This is a genomic window from Nocardioides sp. AE5, assembly GCF_031844485.1.
Lineage (GTDB): Bacteria > Actinomycetota > Actinomycetes > Propionibacteriales > Nocardioidaceae > Nocardioides.
The window spans coordinates 1-14,777 of the sequence record NZ_JAUZVI010000001.1; the positions used below are offsets into that span (position 1 = coordinate 1).

A 14,777-nucleotide genomic window follows, 5' to 3' on the forward strand; every position below is an offset into this window, starting at 1 on the left:
GAAGCCCGCGCCCTCATCCGCCGCTCCATCGCGCCCACCATGATCCGGATCCGCTTCCCCGACATCATCAACAACCCAGCAGCCTGACCTCAGGCCCGGAGTAGGGTGCCGGGCGTGCCTTCACCGCGCTCCGGAACCGTGCTGGGTGCCGTTGCGCTCGGCGGTGCCCTCGGTGCGCTGGCCCGCCATGGGGCCGCCACCCTTTGGCCGACTGGTGGCGGGGACTTCCCGTGGACGACCACCCTCGTCAACGTGATCGGCTGCGCGCTGACCGGCATCGTCCTGGTCCTCGTCCTGGAGCGGGCACCCGAACGACCGGCGCATCCGCTGGCGAAGCCGTTCCTGGCCACCGGGTTCCTCGGCGGCTTCACGACCTTCTCCGCCTACGCGGTCGAGGTCGAGCGACTCTTCTCGGGCGGACATGCCGCGAGTGCCGTGGCCTATCTGGTGCTCACCCCGGTGCTGGCACTGCTTGCCGTCTGGACGGCCGCCACGGCGGTCCGACGCGCACGCCGCCCCCGCGCCGTGCCACACGCCGGGGGAGGGCCCCGATGACCTGGCTCCTGGTGGCTGTCGGTGCCGCTGTCGGCGCACCGCTGCGCTACCTGGTCGACCGGGCGCTGCGCCGGGGTCGCCTGGTGGACGTGCCGTTGGGCACCTTCACGGTCAACATCGCAGGGAGCCTGGTCCTGGGTGCGTTGCTCGGACTCGGCGACGCATCCGTGCAGGCCCTGGCGCTGGTCGGCACCGGGTTCTGCGGCGCCCTGACGACGTACTCGACGTTCGCCTGGGAGACCCTCGAACTGGCACAGGTCCGGGCCCGCATCGGCGCCCTGGCCTACCTGGTGGCCAGCGTCGCCGGCGGCGTGGGCGCCGCGTTCCTCGGTTTCGCGATCACCGGCTCCGGGTAGTCCCACTGCATGCGCGATCTGCTGGGTTCCCTCGACACCAAGGCCAAGGTGCTGCCGATCCTGGCCGTGCTGGCCTTCTTCATCAGCCTGAGCGCCAGTTCCTCGAGCACGGTCAACGGTGAGGTGACCAGCTGCAGCCATTTCGACGTCTTCGCCCTCGGGGTCGCGGTCATCTGCCTGGTGGGAGGCGCGTTGCTGGGCTGGTACGCCGTGCGTCCACGCAACCCTGATGACCGATCCGTGCGCCCGTGGCACGCCGTCCTCGGCATCGCACTGGTCCTGGTCTCCGTGGTGCACGCCGTGCGCGCCTTCGGGATCATCGGCGGACCCTGCAACTGAGGGTCCGCCGTCACCTCACCAGCGGTTGAGGTTGTTGGGGTGCGGCCCCAAGCGGCCCTCGGCGCCCTGGTCGAGTGCAGAGATGGCCAGCACGTCCTCCGGCGACAGGGTGAAGTCGAAGAGGCCGAAGTTCTCCTCCATCCGGGCACGGTGCATCGTCTTGGGGAAGACGATGTCGCCACGCTCGATGTGCCAGCGCAGGGTGACCTGGGCCGGCGTACGCCCGATCCGCTCGGCGATGGTGGTGATCACCGGGTCGTCGAGCACCCGGGCCCGCCCGATCGGCGACCAGCCCTCCACCAGGATGCCCCGCTCCAGCGACGCCGTACGGGCCGCCTCGTTGCCGAAGCGGGGGTGCACCTCGATCTGGTTGACCGCCGGGACCACCCCGGTCTCGCTGATGATCCGCTCCAGGTGGTCCGGCTCGAAGTTGGAGACCCCGACCGACTTCGCGCGGCCGTCGCGGGTCAGCTCGGCCACCGCCTGCCAGGTCGAGACGTAGTCGCCGTCGTACGCCTCCGGCATCGGCCAGTGGATCAGGAAGAGGTCCACGTGGTCGAGGCCGAGCTCCTCCAGCGACTCGTCGAAGGAACGGCGTACGTCGTCGGGCCGGTGGTTGGAGTTGTTGAGCTTCGTGGTCACGAAGAGCTCGTCCCGGGCGATGCCCGAGGAGGCAATCGCGTCGCCGACACCCTTCTCGTTGCCATACATCTGCGCCGTGTCGATGTGGCGATAGCCGACCTCGAGCGCCGTGCCGACGACCTCGGCGGTCTGCTCGGGCGGCACCTGGAAGACACCCAGCCCGAGCTGGGGGATGGTGCGGCCGTCGTTGAGGGGGAGCGCGGGAACTGTCATGGGCACAGCCAACCACGACCTCATCCGGCAAGCACGTGCACCGCTCCCGTCGTCGAGACGGTGACCGCTTCGCCGACCCGCGGCTGCACCGCCCCGGGCGTCTCCATGACCAGTCGCGTGCCGTCGGCGAGCTCGACCCCGACCCGGCTGGTGGCGCCGTGGAAGTCGCTGGTCACCACGCGCGCCGGTACGCCGTCATCCGCCAGCCGCAACTGCTCCGGGCGCACCAGCACCTGCAGGCCACTCCCGCCACCGAGGGGTGCGTCGTCGGCGACCTCGAGGCGCCCCAGCGCGCACTCGACGATCCCGTCGCCGGCGCGGGCCACCGGCACCAGGGTGGCCTCGCCGAGCAGGCGCGCCACGCGTGCGTCGACCGGGCAGGCATAGACCTCGTCCGGTGCACCGGCCTGGACGACCCTGCCGTCGATCATCACCGCGGTCCGGGTGGCCAGGGAGAGCGCTTCGTCGCGGTCATGCGTGACCAGGACTCCCGTGGCGCGCTCGGCGAGCAGGACCTCGACGACGGCACGGCGTACCACCCGGCGGGTGTCGGCATCGAGTGCAGCGAACGGTTCGTCGAGGAGTACGACGTCGGGTCGGGGTGCGAGTGCCCGGGCCAGGGCGACCCGCTGCTGCTGGCCGCCGGAGAGCTGGCGTGGGTAGCGGTTCCCGAGCCCGTCCAGGTCGACCAGGTCGAGCAGTTCCTCGACCCGTGCTGCCCGGTCCGGCGAGCGCCGCGGCAGGCCGTAGCCGATGTTGGCGGCGACGTCGAGGTGCGGGAAGAGAGCACCCTCCTGGGGCACGATCGCGACCCGGCGGCGGTGCGGTGCGGTGAACGTGGCCCGGTCGGCGACGATCCGTCCGCCGAGTGCGATCGTCCCGGCGCGGGGACGTTCGAACCCGGCAAGGAGCCGCAGCAGCGTCGTCTTGCCGCAGCCACTGGGTCCGATCAACGAGACCAGTTCGCCGCTGGCGACGTCCAGGTCGAGGTCGGTGAGCACCTCGCTGGAGCCGTAGCCGAAGCAGGCTCCCCGGATCTCGACACTGCTCATCGTTCACCCCAGGTGGATCGTCGGGACAGGAAGAAGGCGGGCACGGAGGCCAGCAGGACCAGGGCCAGGGCGTACGGCGCGGCCGAACCGTGGGCGATGCTCGAGGTGCGGTCCCAGATCTCGGTGGCCAGCGTCTCCATGCCGGTGGGGCGGAGCATCAGGGTGGCCGGGAGTTCCTTCATCACCGTCACCACGACCAGCAGGAAGCCGGCCATCACACCCGGCGCCGCCAACCGGGCGGTGAGCAGGCCGGACTGCACGGGATTGCGGCCCAGCGTCGCTGCGACTTGGCCCAGGGTGGGCGGTACCGCGGCCACCGCGGTCCGTACGGCGCCGATCGCCTTGGGCATGAAGAGCACGGCGTAGGCGAAGACCAGCACCCAGATGCTCTGGTAGAGGCCGGGCACGGCGCGCATCGAGAAGTAGACCAGGGCCAGGCCGACCACGATCCCCGGCAGCGCGTGCGAGGAGAACGACAACGTCTCGACCACGCCGACCAGGCGACCGTGGAACCGGGCAGCCAGGACCCCGATGAAGGAGGCCATCACCAGCGCCAGGGCGCCGCCCATCAGGGAGACGGCTGCGGTGGTCTGCACGGCGGAGGCGAGGTCGGCCCAGTCCAGGGGGCGTCGGGTGCCGAGCAGCATCCTGCGGAACAGGGCGATGACGGGCAACACGACTCCGACCATGACGGGCAGTGCCACCACTGCCGTCGCCGGCCCGGCCCAGGCGCCGATCCGGATCGGGGAGACCGGCCGTGCCGCACCCCGGGAGACGCTCCAGCGGTCGCTGTTGCCGCGGGTACGCCGTTCGGCCAGGACCAGGAGGAGTGCGCCGACGACCAGGATCAACGCGAGCACCGCGGCGCGGTCGCGGCCCAGGAATGAGTTGTACTGCCGGTGGATCGCATACGGGAGCACCTGGAAGCGCAGCAGCGCGACCGCACCGAAGTCGGAGAGCGCATAGAGCGCCGCGAGCAGGGTGCCGGCCGCCGCGGCCGGCGCCACCTGTGGCCCCAGCCCGACCAGCCACGCCGTTGCCGGGCGCCGCCCCGAGACCCGGGCGATCTCGACCAGGGTCATGTCGGCGCGGCGCATCGCGGCCACGGTCGGCAGGGTGACGTAGGGCGTGCAGACCGCGGTGAGCACCATCCAGCTCGGCCAGAAGCCGTGGAAGAGCGGGAACGTCGTCATCCAGCCGTACGCCGCGACGTACGACGGGACGGCCAGCGGCATCGCGGCCGCGACCAGCCAGAGTCCCCGGCCGGGGAGGGTGGTGCAGGTCAGCAGCCAGGCCGTCGCCGTGCCGAGCACCAGGCAACTGCCGCCGACCGCGGTGACCAGCACGACGCTGTTGAGCGTCCAGTCGAGCATCTGCCCGCGGGCCACCGATCCGAGGACGGAGTCGCGGTCCACGCCCGAGGCCCGGATGAGGAGGAAGACGAAGGGCAGCAGCGCGCAGCCGACCCCCAGGAGGGCTCCTGCGAGCAGGACTCCCGGGGGTCGGCGGTGCGAGGCGGGTGCTGTGGTCAGCTCATCCCCGCATCCTGGATCATCTGGATCGACTTCTCGAGGTCGTCCAGGTCGGAGAGGTCCTCCAGCGGGCCCTTCAAATCAGCCAGCGCGGGCAGGTCGGCCGGCGGGTTGATGCCCTCGACCACCGGGTATTCGTGGGTCTCGTTGACGAAGTATTCCTGGCCGGTCTTGCTGACCAGGAACTTGACCAGGGCGATCGCGTCCGGGTGGGTGGACAGGACGGCGGCGCCGGTCACGTTGACCAGGGCGCCCGGGTCGCCGGCCTTGGGGAACTTGAGCTTCGCCTTCACGTTCTCCTCGCCGACCTCGGCGATCAGTGCGTAGAGGTAGTAGTGGTTGATCAGGCCGAGGTCGACAGCGCCCTCGTCCACGGCGGTGAGCACGTCACCGTTCTTCTCGAAGCTCTGGAAGTCGTTGTCCACCATGCCCTTGAGCCAGGCCGCAGCAGCGTCGTCACCCTCGGCGACGCGGAAGCCGGTCACGAACGACTGGAAGGAGGCGTTGCCGGGCGGGAAGGCCACCTTGCCCTTCCACTCCGGGCCGGTCAGGGCCGCGACGTTGTCAGGGACCTCGGACTCGTCGTACTTGTCGCCGTTGTAGGCGATGACGCGGGCGCGGGCGGTCAGGCCCACCCACGAGCCGTCCTGGGAGGAGTAGTCGCCCATCACCGCGCCGGTGATCTCCTCGGGCAGGTCGACCAGCATGCCGGCGTCGCTGAGCAGGCCCAGCGCCCCGGCGTCCTGGGAGAGGAAGACGTCGGCGGGCGAGTTGGCGCCCTCCTCCAGGAGCAGCGCCGCCTGCTCGGTCGTGCCGGCATAACGGACGTCGACCTCGATGCCGGTCTCCTGGGTGAACTGCTCGATGAGCGGACCGACGAGTTCCTCGTTGCGGCCGGAGTAGAGGACCAGGGTCTCGTCCGCGCTGCGCTCGATGCCCCCTTCCTTCCCGGCCGGTGCGGCGTCCTCGCCGCAGGCGGCGAGCGTGGTGGTGAAGAGGCCGGCGGCAACGGTGGCGATGCCGATGCGGCGCAGGGTCGTGAAGCGCATGTGTTCCTCGGGGTCGATCAGATAAGGTGTGGCTACCCTAAAACTGGCTGTCTGGTGGCGGCGATCCCCAAATTGAGGGGGTCCGGAGAAGGAAGTACGCCGTGCTCAATGCCGCGCCCCCGGGCGCCCGCGTCCTGGTCGTCGACGACCACGCGGTCTTCGCGGAGTCCCTCGCCTTCGTGCTCGACGCGGACCCCGGATTCAGCCACATCGAGGTCGTCGGCAGCCTGGCCGACGCCCGCACCGCGGTTGGCGCCAGCGAGTGGGACCTGGTGCTGGTCGACGTACGCCTGGGCGACGGCACCGGCCTGGACCTGGTCGAGGAACTGGCCACGCACGCGCCGCGGCCCCGGGTGCTGGTGCTCACCGCCCACCCACGCGCGGACGTCGTGGCCCGGGCCCGTGAGGCGGGGGCGGAGGGGTTGCTGGCCAAGGGCAGCGGGCTGGACGAGTTGATCGATGCGCTCCGCAACCCGGTGGGCTGGCCCGACGTCCTCGAACCACCCTTGCTGAGCCCGCGCGAACTCGAGGTGGTCAACCTGCTCGCCGCTGGCCACGACGTACGCGGGATCGCGAAGTCGATGCGGATCAGCGTCCACACCGTCCGTGACCACGTGAAGAACCTGCTGGTGAAGCTGGACGCGCCGAACCAGCTCGGTGCCGTCCTGGCTGCACACCGGGCCGGCCTGATCTCGCTCGACGGGAGCTGAGCAGTGTTTGCTCCGGGCGGCGGGGTGGGCCACCTGCGCTGGGCCCTGTTGCGCCACGTGCTGGCGCTGCTGCTGGTGATGGCGGTGGTCTCGTTGCTGCTCGTCTGGCAAGGGGACCGGGTGGCGACCAAGGATGCCCGGATCGCCACCGAGATGCAGGTGCGCACCATCGGCCTGGAACTCTCCGCGCCGCTCCGCTCGCGCGACCTGGACGAGGACGAGTGGCGCCACGACCTCGACGCCGCGCTGCTACCCCGGGTGGAGTCCGGCGAGCTCCTCCAGGTCAAGGTGTGGGCCCCCGAGGGCAACGACTCGGGCCGGATCATCTGGTCCACCCGGGCCGAGGAGATCGACACCGTGCGGGTGCTGGACTCGGAACTGCTCCTCTTCGGCACCGACGGCTCCGAGGTGCACGAGGTGACGACCGATTCCTATCCGGACCGTGACCTTCCACCCGAGCTCTTCGAGGCCTACGTCGGCTTCGCGGACCAGGGCGGGAACGGCTACCTCCTCGAGGTCTACAAGCCCGTTGCGGACCCCGCCCGGATTCGCAACGCCCTGCTGCGTGACTGGCTCCCGCTGGCGCTCGGAGGGGTGCTCCTGCTCGGCCTGGCGACCCTGCCGCTCTCCCTCTCCCTCTCGCGGCGGGTGGCCGCCGTGGAGCGCGAACGGCGGGCGATCGCCCAGCAGGCCCTGAACGCGGCAGCCGCCGAGCACCAGCGGATGGCCGAGCAGATCCATGACCGCGCCCTCCAGGACCTGGCCGGGGCCGCGTTGATGCTGGGCACGCTGCGCCGGCATCCGCTGCCCGCACCGACCCGAGCCGTCGTCGACCAGGTGGAGGCCATCGTCGGCGACGACATCGCGCTGCTGCGCGACCTCCTCGACGGGCCGTACGCGCCACCCCGGGGCGACCAACCCCTGGCCGCGGCGATCACCGACTGGTGCGACGAACTGGGGATCGACGGGGTGCGCATCGAGGTCGCGGAGTCCGTGGCATCGGGCCGCCCGGAGGTCGAGGTCGCCCACCGGATCATCAAGGAAGCCCTGCGCAACGTGGCCCGGCACGCCCCGGGGGCGACGGTGCGGGTGGAAGTCCACGACCTGGCCAGCGAGGTGACCGCACTGGTGGTCGACGACGGGCCCGGATTCGACCCGGATGCGGTGCCCGACGGACATTTCGGGCTCCGGCTGATGGCCCTCGCGGCGCAGTCGCGCGGCGGCTCGGTCACGGTCGAGACCGCGCCCGGTGAAGGCACCGCGATCCGGGTCGTCCTGCCGCGCGACCCCGGCAGCCGGCGTGGCCGATGGGGCGTCGTACGCCGAGTCAGTCGCCCCGGCGACCCAGCGACACCACCGCACTGAGTACGCCGACAACGATCCCGACCAGCAGCGCGACCTGGATGCCGCGCACGAAGAGCAGGCCGACGTCACCGCCAGCGCCCAGCGGCCCGAACGCCATCACCGCCAGGCACCCCGCCATCGCGGCACCCAGGACCACCAACACTTTCGGTCCGCCCTTCAGCGCCGACCACAGGCCCCCGCCCGAGCGCGCCATCCCGGCCGGGAGGTGGTCCAGGGAGGAGCGGACCAGCCAGGCGCACCCGGCCAGTGCCAGTCCACCGGTCAGGGCGCGCAGCGACCATGACGCCTGGGCGTTGACCATCAGGCCGACGATCATCATCGCGCCGGCGAGGGCCAGCACCACCCGCAGGACCAGCCGCAACACCAGTGCGTCCAACCGGCCGTGGACGAACTCGTCGCTGGCGTCGGTGTCCAAGGCCGAGCGGATCGGGCCCGCCGACGCACCGGGGCGCATCAACGTGCCGTCCAGGCCCGACATGCCGGCCAGCGCGGTCGTGTTCTGTGGGTCGATGGCGAGTGCCCGCTGGTGCGCGGACCGGGCCTGGTCGCGCAGGCCCAGTGCCTCCAGCAACAACCCGGCGTACGCATGGAGTTCGGCGGCGTGCGGGTTGAGCATGATGGCGCGGTCCAGTGACTCCAGTGCCTCCCGGATCCGTGGCATCCGCACCGTGGTCAGCGCCTGGGCGTGCACGAAGTAGGTGCGCCAGTCGTGGGGGTCGCCCGCGATCGCGCGCTCGGCGATCGGCAGTGCCTCTTCGCCGCGCCGCAACTGGGCCAGCGCCTCACAGACGCCGAGCATCGCCTCGGTCTCCTCGGGGGCCAGCGCCAGGGCGGCCCGGGCCGTGGTCAGCGCCTCCTCGGCCCGGTCGAGGTGGGACAGGGCGGTGGCCAGGAGCAGCAGCGCCTCCACGTTGCCGGGATCGTCGGCAACCAGCGCACGGGCGCGCTCCTCGGCCTCGGCATGCCGCCCGAAATCGAGCAGGTGCCGGATCCGCTCCAGCTCCTCGCGGTCGTTCATCGTCCCTGCCCTCCGCTGCGGGTCAGCCCGCGCACCACGAGCGAGACGATACCGATGATGGCGAGCATCCGTACGACGACCACGAGCGCAGCCCCGGCGCCGCGGGCCACCTCGAGCGGCGCGAAGGCCATCAGGCAGAGCAGCACGCCCAGCGGTGCCAGTGCCACGACGAGGATCGAACCGCGCCAGCCGACCTGGCTCAGCAGGCTCCGCGGGGTCGCTCGGAGGCCAGCAGGAAGGGTGCGCCAGGTGCTGCGGGCCACGACCGTGACCAGCACCAGCAGCGCCGTGCCGACCAGGGCGCGCCACACCGGTGCGGTCCCGGCGAGGATCAGGATGCCGACGACCAGGCCACACGCGGCCATCACCAGCAGCAGCCGGTAGGCCAGTTGGGCGACCAGGATGCCCAGGTTGGCCCGGAAGGTCGGGTCGGACGGGTCGATGGCCAGGGCCTGGCGCAGCGAGCGCGTGGCGCGACCGACGCGCCACACCGAGTTGTCGAGCACGGCCAGGTTGTTCAGCGCCGGCCCGTGCTCCGGGTCCAGTTCGGTGGCCCGGTGATAGGCCGCCCGGGCCTTGCGGCGCTGCCCGGCCTCGTCGAGGGCCATCCCGTGCAGGTTGTGGGCATCGGCGCTGTGCGGGGCCAGCCGGACGCTCTCCCGGGCGACCAGGTGGGCACTGCGCCGCTCCTCCCGGTTGCCGGCGACCAGGCAACGTGCCAGCTGGTAATGGGCCACCCACCAGTGCGGCTCCAGGTCCACCGCGCGCCGGGCCACGGCGGTCGCCTCCGCCGCGCGACGCAGCGTGAAGAGCACCTCGCTCAGCGAGATCATCACCACCGCGGCATCGGGGTCGACGGCGAGTGCCGAGCGCAGGGCGGCCTCGGCCTCCTGATTGCGTTCCTGCAGGTGGAGCGCTCGCCCGATCAGGTGCAGGGCGGCGGCATGGCCCGGCTGGCTGGCGAGGACGGTGCGGGCTGCCTGCTCGGCCTCGGCCGCGCGCCCCAGGTCGAGCAGGTGCTCGGCCCGGTCGAGGTCAGTCATCCTCGTCGCCGCCGTAGATCAGGATGGCGCCGGTGATGATGACCAGGTAGGCCAGGACGACGCCGCCCGCGACGATCGCTGCCATCCGCGGGGAGATGGCCATCGTGGCCACGCCGAGCACCGGGACTGCCTGGGCGGCGAGGAGGATCTTCTCGCTGCGTTCCAGGGCGTCGGCCATCCGCCGCGGACCCCGACGTGCCCGGCGTGGCAGGGACCGCCACGCCAGGCCGGTGAGCACGAGGGTGGCCACTCCCCAGACGAGCCCGGTCACGACCCGGGCGGATCCGGCGGTGTCGAGGACGAGCATGGCGCCGAGCACCACCCCCGCGAGCACCCACAGTGCCGTGAAGCCGGCACCCAGCCTGGCCCGGACGATCTGCAGGTTCTCTCGCTGGAGGGGGTTGGTGGGATCGATCGCCGCCGCCGACAGCAGGCCGTCGGCGCCGCGCACGAAGTTGCCCTGGCTCATGTCGAGCGTGGCCAGGTTGTGCAGGACGGTGGCGTTGCCCGGTTCCAGTTCGAGGGCCTGTCGATAGGCGGTCCGGGCAGCGTCGCGGTCGCCGCCCTGGGCGTGGGTCACGCCCAGCAGGGTCAGGATGGTTGCCTGGTGCGGAGCGAGCCGCCGGGCTTCGGCCAGGGCCCGGAACGCCTCGGCCCGCAGGTCGGTGAGTCCACCCACCACGATCGTCTGCGCGACCATGTGGTGGCACATCCACTCGTGGGGCGCGAGCCCGACGGCTTCGCGGGCGTGCTCCAGCGCCTCGACCGGCTGGCCCGTCTCGACGAGGGCGTTGCCCAGCCGCAGGTGATGGCCCGCGTTGAGGGGATCCAGCCGCAGTGTCTCCCGGGCCGGGGCCAGCGACTCCTCGTGGCGGCCCATCCTGGCCAGGACGCCGGTCAACGCAGAGTGCGTGTTGGCCAGGTCGGGCGCCTGCGCGACCAGGGCCCGGGCCAGCGTCTCGGCCTGCCGGAGCCGGTTCACTGCGACCAGCGCCTCGACCTTCCCCAGCGCGTCCTCGACAGTGCCCGGGTCGGCCACGTCAGCCCCGGCGTCGCTTGCGCAGGAACCTGGCCAGTTCGTCGTACTCCCCGGATTCGTTGGCATAGAGCGCCACGTTGCGGGCGGTCTCCAGCCACGGCCCGATCGACGGGCGTACGTCGCGCAGCGCGGCCTCCAGATCGGCCATCCCGATCATCCGCACCTGGCCGGTCTCCACCGAATCCATCAGCGCGATCTCCGCGGCGGACTCGCAGATGTGGGCGATGTCGGCGCCGCTGTAGCCGTCGGTGGCCTTCGCCAGGCGGCGTACGTCGATCTTCTCCACCGGGCGGGTGCGCAGGTGGGTGCGGAAGATCGCCTCGCGTGCCTCCTGATCCGGCGGCAGCACCAGCAGGGTCCGGTCCAGGCGCCCCGGACGGCGCAGCGCCGGGTCGACGTCCCACGGGTGGTTGGTGGCGGCCAGGACGAAGACGCCGTCGTTCTCCGCGCCGACGCCGTCCAGCTCCTCCAGCAACTGGTTCACGGTGCCGCGCATCCCGGAGTTGCGCACCTGGGAACGCCGCTGGCCGATCGCGTCGAGTTCGTCGAAGAAGAGCACGCACGGTGCCGAGGTGCGCGCGGTGGCGAAGAGTTCCTTGATGTTGCGCTCGGAGTTGCCGATGTACATGTCCAGCACGTCGGCCAGCGAGACGTGCAGGAATGCGGCGCCCAGTTCGCCCGCAACGGCCTTGGCCAGGAAGGTCTTGCCGCAGCCGGGAGGGCCATAGAGCAACAGCCCGCCGCGCAGCGACTTGCCGTAGAGCTTGCGCAGTTCCTCGTTCTGCAACGGAGCCAGGAAACCGGCGTGGAGTCGCTTCTTCACCTCGGTCAGGCCGCCGACGTCGGCCAGGCGCAGGTCGTGGCGCTCCACGTCGTACGCCGGGGGGAGGGGCGCACCGGAGTCCTCGCTGCCGTCGACGAACATCGGCGGCACCGCATCGCCCAGTTGCTCCTCGGCCGAGCCCCAGTCGAAGCCGCCCGGGGCAGGTGCGCCGGGTGTTGCAGGCTCCTGCGGGGGCTGGAGGGCACGGGCCATCAGTTCGCGGGCCTGCTCCGAGTCCGGCTGCTGGCCCAGGGCGACGCCGAGGTGGACCACGGCCTCGGTGCCGCGGCCGGCGTCGATGAGCAGCCCGGCCAGGTGCAGGCGCAGCGGCACGTCCTCGGGGGCTGCCCGGACGGCGCTGGCCAGGCTGTCGATGAGGGGATTCTCCACGCGCCGAGGCTACCGGAATACGCCGCGCCCTCCTTGAGTTGTACCCAGTGATTGAAATTGAGTTGATCCGACTCAAGTTATTTGTCAAACTTCCTGCAGCGACGCAGGATGGCGTCATCAGGACTCCCCGGGGCCACCCGGGACCACGAAACAACACCGGAGGTACTCCCATGGCACGAGCGGTCGGAATCGACCTCGGCACGACCAACTCCGTCGTCGCCGTACTCGAGGGTGGCGAACCCACCGTCATTGCAAACGCAGAAGGCGCACGCACCACCCCGTCGGTGGTCGCCTTCGCCAAGTCCGGCGAGGTGCTGGTCGGCGAGGTCGCCAAGCGCCAGGCCGTCACCAACGTCGACCGCACGATCCGCTCGGTCAAGCGCCACATGGGCACCGACTGGAAGCAGAAGATCGACGAGAAGGACTTCACCCCGCAGCAGATCTCCGCCTTCGTGCTGCAGAAGCTCAAGCGCGATGCCGAGGCCTACCTGGGCGAGCCGGTCACCGACGCGGTGATCACCGTCCCCGCCTACTTCTCCGACGCCCAGCGCCAGGCCACCAAGGAGGCCGGCGAGATCGCGGGCCTGAACGTGAGCCGGATCGTCAACGAGCCGACCGCGGCCGCCCTGGCCTACGGCCTCGACAAGGGCGACGACCAGACCATCCTGGTCTTCGACCTCGGTGGCGGCACCTTCGACGTCTCCCTGCTCGAGATCGGTGAGGGCGTCGTCGAGGTGAAGGCCACCTCCGGTGACAACAACCTCGGTGGTGACGACTGGGACAACCGGATCGTCGAGTGGATGGTCGACAAGTTCAAGGCCAACAACGGCGTCGACCTCGCTGCCGACAAGATCGCCAAGCAGCGCCTCCAGGAGGCCGCCGAGAAGGCGAAGATCGAACTCTCCTCCTCGAGCGAGACCCAGATCCACCTGCCCTACATCACCCACGGCGAGTCCGGCCCGCTCCACTTCGAGGAGAAGCTGACCCGCAGCGAGTTCCAGAAGCTCACCGCGGACCTGCTCGAGCGGACCAAGACTCCGTTCCAGTCCGTGCTCAAGGACGGCGGCGTGGCCATCTCCGCGATCGACCACGTGGTCCTCGTCGGTGGCTCCACCCGGATGCCGGCGGTCGTCGACGCGGTCAAGGAGTTGCTCGGCGGCAAGGAGCCCAACAAGGGCGTCAACCCGGACGAGGTCGTCGCCCTCGGCGCCGCGCTCCAGGCCGGTGTGCTCAAGGGCGAGGTCAAGGACGTGCTGCTCCTCGACGTCACCCCGCTCAGTCTGGGCATCGAGACCAAGGGCGGCGTGATGACCACCCTGATCGAGCGGAACACCACCATCCCGACCAAGCGTTCGGAGATCTTCACCACCGCCGACGACAACCAGCCGTCGGTGGAGATCAAGGTGGCCCAGGGCGAGCGCCAGATGTGGGCGCAGAACCAGCCGCTGGGCAACTTCGAGCTGACCGGCCTCCCGCCGGCCCCCCGCGGCGTGCCGAAGATCGAGGTCACCTTCGACATCGACGCCAACGGCATCGTCCACGTCTCGGCCAAGGACCACGCGTCCGGCCGTGAGCAGTCGATGACCATCTCCGGTGGTTCGGCACTCGGCAAGGACGAGATCGACCGGATGGTCAAGGAGGCCGAGCAGTACGCCGACGAGGACCGCAAGCGCAAGGAGGCCGTCGAGGCCCGCAACCAGGCGGACGGGCTCGTCTACACCACCGAGAAGTTCCTCACCGAGAACGGCGACAAGATCCCCGAGGAGGTCAAGACCGAGGTCACCGCCGACGTCGAGGCGCTCAAGGCGCTGCTCGAGAACGAGGAAGCCTCTGCCGAGGAGCTCCAGGCCGGCATCACCAAGCTCGGTGAGTCGAGCCAGAAGATGGGTGCCGCGATGTACGCCGCTGCCGAGGCGGACTCGGCGGCAGCCGGCGGTGCCACCGGCGCCACCGGTGAGGCGGACGAGGACGTCGTCGACGCCGAGATCATCGACGAGGAGCCCGGCGAGGGTGAGTCCAAGTGACCGATACCCCGCAGGGGCCGACGCCGGAGGAGCCGGAGCACGGCACCGAGCCCGCCACGGGTGAGGAGGACGCGGTCGAGCAGGCAGCGTCCTCCTCCCCGGAGGGGGAGCAGGCCGCCGAGGCGAGCGCCGAGGCCGACGAGCTCACCGTCGCCCGGATGGAGCGCGATGAGCTCAAGCTCGACCTCCAGCGGGTGCAGGCGGAGTACCTGAACTACAAGCGCCGTGTCGAGCGGGACCGCCCGGTCCAGGTCGAGAACACGACGTACAAGGTGCTCACCCCGATCATCGAGGTCCTGGACACGATCGACCGCGCACGTGAGCACGGTCCGCTCGAGGACGGCCTCCGGGCGGTGGCGGATCAGTTGAAGAACGCCGTCGCCAGCCAGGGCCTGATTCGCTTCGGCGAGCCCGGTGAGCCGTTCGACCCGAACCTCCACGACGCCCTCTCCCACATGGGTGAGGACCCCGACGTGGAGGTGACCACGATCAAGGTCGTGGCCAAGGGCGGCTACCGGATCGGCGAGCGAGTGGTCCGGGCAGCCCAGGTCCTCGTGGTGGACCCGGCGACGGAAGCATCCGCACCCGAGGCCTGAACGAAACACGGATGAGAAGAAGGGAGGCGCG

15 protein-coding genes are annotated in these 14,777 nt (G+C 70.9%); 7 read left to right on the top strand and 8 right to left on the bottom strand.

All coding sequences use genetic code 11. From position 1 onward, the window contains the following. Positions 1-114 precede the first annotated feature (114 nt). The 3 genes from Q9R27_RS00005 to Q9R27_RS00015 are packed head-to-tail and all read left to right on the top strand — an operon-like array spanning position 115 to position 1,250. Positions 115-555: a CrcB family protein gene (locus tag Q9R27_RS00005; RefSeq protein ID WP_311250265.1), complete on the top strand. Its 441-nt coding sequence runs from the start codon at positions 115-117 to the stop codon at positions 553-555. Beyond that, complete coding sequence (crcB, locus tag Q9R27_RS00010) at positions 552-911, top strand: fluoride efflux transporter CrcB (RefSeq protein ID WP_311250266.1); 360 nt, start codon at positions 552-554, stop codon at positions 909-911. Before Q9R27_RS00005 ends, crcB begins: the two co-directional genes overlap by 4 nt. A gap of 9 nt (positions 912-920) precedes the next feature. Beyond that, on the top strand, positions 921-1,250 hold the full coding sequence (locus Q9R27_RS00015) for a hypothetical protein (protein WP_311250267.1): 330 nt from the start codon (positions 921-923) through the stop codon (positions 1,248-1,250). Positions 1,251-1,265: 15 nt separating this feature from the next. On the opposite strand, the gene Q9R27_RS00020 is transcribed toward Q9R27_RS00015, so the two are convergent. From Q9R27_RS00020 to Q9R27_RS00035, 4 genes are all read right to left on the bottom strand, one after another. Next, positions 1,266-2,105, bottom strand: a complete 840-nt coding sequence (locus tag Q9R27_RS00020; RefSeq protein ID WP_311250268.1) for an aldo/keto reductase — start codon at positions 2,103-2,105, stop codon at positions 1,266-1,268. Between the two features lie 20 nt (positions 2,106-2,125). Then, positions 2,126-3,157, bottom strand: a complete 1,032-nt coding sequence (locus Q9R27_RS00025; RefSeq protein WP_311250269.1) for an ABC transporter ATP-binding protein — start codon at positions 3,155-3,157, stop codon at positions 2,126-2,128. Then, positions 3,154-4,572 (bottom strand): iron ABC transporter permease, encoded by a 1,419-nt coding sequence (locus tag Q9R27_RS00030; protein ID WP_311250270.1) that lies wholly within the window; start codon positions 4,570-4,572, stop codon positions 3,154-3,156. The genes Q9R27_RS00025 and Q9R27_RS00030 overlap by 4 nt, the downstream gene beginning before the upstream one ends. Before the next feature lie 113 nt (positions 4,573-4,685). Continuing rightward, entirely contained in the window at positions 4,686-5,738 is a 1,053-nt protein-coding gene (locus Q9R27_RS00035) for an iron ABC transporter substrate-binding protein (RefSeq protein ID WP_311250271.1), read from the bottom strand. A 101-nt stretch (positions 5,739-5,839) separates the two neighbouring features. On the opposite strand from Q9R27_RS00035, the gene Q9R27_RS00040 reads away from it, so the two are divergent. Both Q9R27_RS00040 and Q9R27_RS00045 read left to right on the top strand, forming a co-directional pair. Then, positions 5,840-6,448, top strand: coding sequence for a response regulator transcription factor (locus tag Q9R27_RS00040; protein WP_311250272.1), 609 nt, complete (start codon positions 5,840-5,842; stop codon positions 6,446-6,448). A gap of 3 nt (positions 6,449-6,451) precedes the next feature. Further along, a complete protein-coding gene (locus Q9R27_RS00045; protein WP_311250273.1) occupies positions 6,452-7,813 on the top strand; it encodes an ATP-binding protein in 1,362 nt (453 codons plus the stop codon). Here the strand turns inward: Q9R27_RS00045 and Q9R27_RS00050 are convergent. Genes Q9R27_RS00050 through Q9R27_RS00065 form a run of 4 tightly spaced genes read right to left on the bottom strand, consistent with a single transcriptional unit; the run spans position 7,776 to position 12,126 of the window. Then, entirely contained in the window at positions 7,776-8,831 is a 1,056-nt protein-coding gene (locus tag Q9R27_RS00050; protein WP_311250274.1) for a tetratricopeptide repeat protein, read from the bottom strand. The genes Q9R27_RS00045 and Q9R27_RS00050 overlap by 38 nt on opposite strands. Continuing rightward, entirely contained in the window at positions 8,828-9,874 is a 1,047-nt protein-coding gene (locus tag Q9R27_RS00055; protein WP_311250275.1) for a tetratricopeptide repeat protein, read from the bottom strand. The genes Q9R27_RS00050 and Q9R27_RS00055 overlap by 4 nt, the downstream gene beginning before the upstream one ends. After that, on the bottom strand, positions 9,867-10,913 hold the full coding sequence (locus tag Q9R27_RS00060) for a tetratricopeptide repeat protein (RefSeq protein ID WP_311250276.1): 1,047 nt from the start codon (positions 10,911-10,913) through the stop codon (positions 9,867-9,869). Before Q9R27_RS00060 ends, Q9R27_RS00055 begins: the two co-directional genes overlap by 8 nt. 1 nt (position 10,914) lies before the next feature. Next, the gene (locus Q9R27_RS00065; RefSeq protein WP_311250277.1) at positions 10,915-12,126 is read right to left on the bottom strand and encodes an AAA family ATPase; all 1,212 of its coding nucleotides are present in this window, start codon (positions 12,124-12,126) and stop codon (positions 10,915-10,917) included. A 170-nt stretch (positions 12,127-12,296) separates the two neighbouring features. Between Q9R27_RS00065 and dnaK the strand changes: the two genes are divergently transcribed. Both dnaK and grpE read left to right on the top strand, forming a co-directional pair. After that, entirely contained in the window at positions 12,297-14,150 is a 1,854-nt protein-coding gene (gene dnaK / locus Q9R27_RS00070; RefSeq protein WP_311250278.1) for a molecular chaperone DnaK, read from the top strand. Continuing rightward, entirely contained in the window at positions 14,147-14,746 is a 600-nt protein-coding gene (grpE, locus tag Q9R27_RS00075; RefSeq protein WP_311250279.1) for a nucleotide exchange factor GrpE, read from the top strand. The genes dnaK and grpE overlap by 4 nt, the downstream gene beginning before the upstream one ends. The last annotated feature ends 31 nt before the right edge of the window (positions 14,747-14,777 follow it).

Coding starts and splice junctions, on each gene's coding strand:
- Q9R27_RS00015 (WP_311250267.1), top strand. CDS start 921: ATGCGCGATCTGCTGGGTTCCCTCGACACCAAGGCCAAGGTGCTGCCG.
- Q9R27_RS00020 (WP_311250268.1), bottom strand. CDS start 2,105: ATGACAGTTCCCGCGCTCCCCCTCAACGACGGCCGCACCATCCCCCAG.
- dnaK (WP_311250278.1), top strand. CDS start 12,297: ATGGCACGAGCGGTCGGAATCGACCTCGGCACGACCAACTCCGTCGTC.
- Q9R27_RS00025 (WP_311250269.1), bottom strand. CDS start 3,157: ATGAGCAGTGTCGAGATCCGGGGAGCCTGCTTCGGCTACGGCTCCAGC.
- crcB (WP_311250266.1), top strand. CDS start 552: ATGACCTGGCTCCTGGTGGCTGTCGGTGCCGCTGTCGGCGCACCGCTG.
- Q9R27_RS00035 (WP_311250271.1), bottom strand. CDS start 5,738: ATGCGCTTCACGACCCTGCGCCGCATCGGCATCGCCACCGTTGCCGCC.
- Q9R27_RS00055 (WP_311250275.1), bottom strand. CDS start 9,874: ATGACTGACCTCGACCGGGCCGAGCACCTGCTCGACCTGGGGCGCGCG.
- Q9R27_RS00050 (WP_311250274.1), bottom strand. CDS start 8,831: ATGAACGACCGCGAGGAGCTGGAGCGGATCCGGCACCTGCTCGATTTC.